Genomic DNA, 3,625 nt, shown 5'->3' with positions numbered 1-3,625 from the left:
GTTCCACAGTCGCGTCGCCGGGCGCGATGGCGGCGTCGGGGGGCGGCTCGCCGCCGGTGGCCTGCTCGGCGGCGGCCTCCCCCTCGGCGTGCTCGCGCGCCGCCTCCTCCTCGGCCTCGGCCGCGGCCATCTCCAGGAGCCGCTGCCGGTCGGCGACCGGGATCTGGTAGTAGTCGGGGTGGATCTCGCTGAAGGCGAGGAAGCCGTGCCGGTTGCCGCCGTAGTCGACGAATGCGGCCTGGAGCGAGGGTTCGACCCTCACCACCTTGGCGAGATAGATGTTGCCCTTGAGCGTCCGCTTGGTGGACGTCTCGACGTCGAACTCCTCAAGCCGGTTTCCGTCGAGCACGACGACCCGGGTCTCCTCCGGGTGCGTCGCATCGATCAGCATGCGCTTGGTCATGGACGGCAGGTCTCCACGCCGCGACGGCGCCGGGGCTCGCGCGGCGGATCTGGGATTGCGGGGCGCCACCGGGGAACGCGGCGTTTCGGGTCTGGCGATGGGCGCGACGGTCGCGTCCGGTCATGTGTTCCGTCCCGACGGGCGCGACGGCGCCCGATGGCTTCTGCGCTCGGCGGGCAGGGGCCATCCTGGCGCGAGGGCCCGCGCGGGCACCGGCGGCCTCGAGGGCGGCGTGGCAGGCGCGAGCCTCGCGGATGGCGGCGCGCCGCCCCGGGATCCCCGAAACGACGGCGGAGGACGGGACGAATCGCGCGACGGTCGATCCGCACGGGCGGTTCGCACAATGGCGCATGCGGCCGCCCGCCACAAGGCCGGATTTGTTGTCGCGTGATCTCAGGAACGGGTGGCAACCGGGCTGGTTTTGATGCATTATTGGCTTCACCGGCCTGTCGTGAGGGACCGCCATGACGTCACGGCCACCGGCTGCAGCGGCGCGCGGCACCGGGTCCTTCCCGCGCCGGGGCCCCGGACGCCGCGCCGTCATCGCCACCACGGCCGCCCTGCTCCTGCCGGCGTTGGCCCGGCCGCTCGCGGCGCGCGCGATCGCCGCGGCCTCCCTCGCCGAGGAGGAGGGAGGTGTGCGCCTCGCGCTCGTGGTCGGCGAGCCGGTCGGGTTCCGGCTGTTCACCCTCGACAACCCGCCACGCGTGGTGATCGACCTCGAGGGAGCGCCCTGGCGTGCCGGCACGCCGCCGCCGGGCCTCGGCCCGGTGCGGCGCATCCGCGCCGCGCTCAACCGCCCTGGCGTGACGCGCGTGGTGCTCGACCTCGAGGTCCCGGTCGCGGTGCGGCGTGCCGCGATGGATGCCTCCGGGACCACGCTCGTGGTGGAGATCGCACCGGCGCCGCGCGCGGTGTTCCTGGGCCAGGCCGCGGCATCGGAGGCCGAGGCCCGGGCGGAGCCGCCGCGCCCGCCCCGGCTGCCTCTGGTCGTGCTCGACCCCGGCCATGGCGGCCGCGACCCGGGGGCGATCGGCGCCTCGGGCACCCAGGAGAAGCGCATCGCGCTTGCCGCCGCGCTGGAGCTGCGCCGTGTGCTGGAGGGCGAAGGGCGCTGCCGCGTGGCGCTGACGCGCACGCGCGACGTGTTCGTCCCGCTCGCCGAACGCGTGCGCTTCGCGCAGAGCCGCAACGCCGCGTTGTTCCTGTCGATCCACGCGGACGCGCTGGACGACGCCTCGGTGCGCGGCGCGAGCGTCTACACGCTGGCCGAGCGCGCCTCGGACCCGCTCGCCGAGCGGGTCGCGCGCAACGAGAACCGCGCCGACCGCTTCGCCGGCCCGGCCTTCGAGGGCGTGACACCCGAGGTCGCGCGCATCCTGATCGCGCTGGTCCGTCGCGAGACCCTGAACGGCAGCGCGCGCATGGCGCGCCACGCCGTGGCCTCGCTCCGCCAGTCCGTCGTCATGCTGCCCAACAGCCACCGCTTCGCCGGCTTCGTCGTGCTGAAGGCGCCCGACGTTCCCTCGGTGCTGGTGGAGATGGGGTTCCTCTCCAGTCGCGCCGACGAGGCGCTGCTGCGCCAGGCTGCGCACCGGCGCAAGCTCGCCGTGGCCATGGCCGAGGCGGTGCATCGCTATCTCGACGAGGCCTCGCCGGTGCTGACGGCGGGCTGAGCGGGGATGACGTCCGGGTGAGCGGGTCCCGCCGCGGCCCTGGCGGCGTCGCGTCCGCCGTGACGCAGGGGGACCGTCCATGATAAGCCGCCCCGATCATGAAGGCTGACGAACCGCTCGCGTTCCGGCCGCGCCGGTGGCAGGGCTCGGCGCCGGAGGGGGATGCCGCGCCGCCCCGCCCGGCCGCGCCCGACGACGCGCCTGCCCCGAAGCGCCCCAGGCGCCGCCGCTCGCGGTTGCGGCGCGTGGTCAGGGCGCTGGCCGGGCTCGCCTTCATCGGCGCGCTCGGCGCCGCCGGTGCCGCCGCCTATGCCTGGCACCACTACGGCCGCGGCCTGCCCGACCACGCGGCGCTCAAGGACTACGAGCCGCCGGTGATGAGCCGCGTCTATGCGGGCGATTCGCGCCTGCTCGCCGAGCTCGCGGCGGAGCGGCGCATCTTCGTGCCGATCGACTCGATCCCGAAACTCGTGCAGGACGCCTTCGTCTCCGCCGAGGACCAGAACTTCTGGACCCATCCGGGCGTCGATGCGATCGCGATCCTGCGCGCCGCGATCACCAACCTCCAGCAGCTCGGCCAGGGGCGCCGGCCGGTCGGCGCCTCGACGATCACCCAGCAGGTGGCGAAGAACATGCTGCTGGGCAACGAGGTCTCGATCGAGCGCAAGCTGCGTGAGGCGATCCTCGCGATGCGCATCGAGCAGGCCATGCCGAAGGAGCGGATCCTCGAGCTCTACCTGAACGAGATCTTCCTCGGCCAGGGCGCCTATGGCGTCGGCGCGGCGGCGATGACCTATTTCGGCAAGGCGCTGGAGGAGCTCACCCCGGCGGAGGCCGCCTATCTGGCCGCGCTGCCCAAGGCGCCGAACAACTACAACCCGTTCCGCCACCCCGAGGCGGCGAAGAGCCGGCGCGACTGGGTGCTCGAGCGCATGGCCGAGGACGGCGTGCTGGATCGCGCCGCGGTGGAGGCGGCAAAGGCGACGCCGATCCAGGTGCGGCCCGGCCGTTTCGCCGAGCGCGTGCCGGCCGAGTACTTCGCCGAGGAGGTGCGCCGGCAGCTGATCGAGCGGTTCGGCGAGGAGGCCACCACCCAGGGCGGGCTGACGGTGCGCACGAGCCTGGATCCGCGGCTGCAGCAGCTCGCCGACCGCGCGCTGCGCGAGGGCCAGATCGACTACGACCGGCGCCGCGGCGGCTGGCGCGGGCCGGTCGCGAAGATCGAGCTGCCGGCCGCGCAGCTCGCCGCCGGCTGGACCGAGGCGCTGGCCGCCCTGCCGCGCCCGCCCGGCCTGCTGCCCGAGTGGCGCCAGGCAGTGGTGCTCGAGGTCACCGCGCAGTCCGCCCGCGTGGGCTGGCTGGAGCGGCCCGAGCGGCCGAACCTGCCGCCGCGCCCGCGCATCATGACCATGCCGCTCGCCGAGATGGCCTGGGCGCGCCCGGCCCTGCCCGAGAACCGCCTCGGCCCGGCGCCGCGCGCGGCCACGGAGGTGGTGTCGGTCGGCGATGTCGTGCTGGTCGAGCCGCTGCCGGCGGAGCCGGCGGT

General features: G+C 74.8%; 2 protein-coding genes and 1 pseudogene. 2 read left to right on the top strand and 1 reads right to left on the bottom strand.

What is annotated here, in order from left to right; translation table 11 throughout:
* Positions 1 to 403 (bottom strand): annotated as a pseudogene (locus FK498_RS18040) (S1 RNA-binding domain-containing protein); the annotation flags it as partial.
* A 464-nt stretch (positions 404 to 867) separates the two neighbouring features.
* On the opposite strand from FK498_RS18040, the gene FK498_RS18035 reads away from it, so the two are divergent.
* Together FK498_RS18035 and FK498_RS18030 are read left to right on the top strand one after the other, a co-directional pair.
* Positions 868 to 2,079 (top strand): N-acetylmuramoyl-L-alanine amidase, encoded by a 1,212-nt coding sequence (locus FK498_RS18035; RefSeq protein WP_141857001.1) that lies wholly within the window; start codon positions 868 to 870, stop codon positions 2,077 to 2,079.
* Positions 2,080 to 2,324: 245 nt separating this feature from the next.
* Positions 2,325 to 3,625, top strand: a 1,301-nt coding sequence (locus FK498_RS18030; RefSeq protein WP_237561013.1) for a transglycosylase domain-containing protein, incomplete at its 3' end; no start/stop codon positions are given.

It is taken from the genome of Elioraea sp. Yellowstone (assembly GCF_006704265.1).
Taxonomy (GTDB): domain Bacteria; phylum Pseudomonadota; class Alphaproteobacteria; order Acetobacterales; family Acetobacteraceae; genus Elioraea.
Note: the sequence above shows the minus strand (reverse complement) of the source record. Positions and strands in the feature narration are given on the sequence as shown.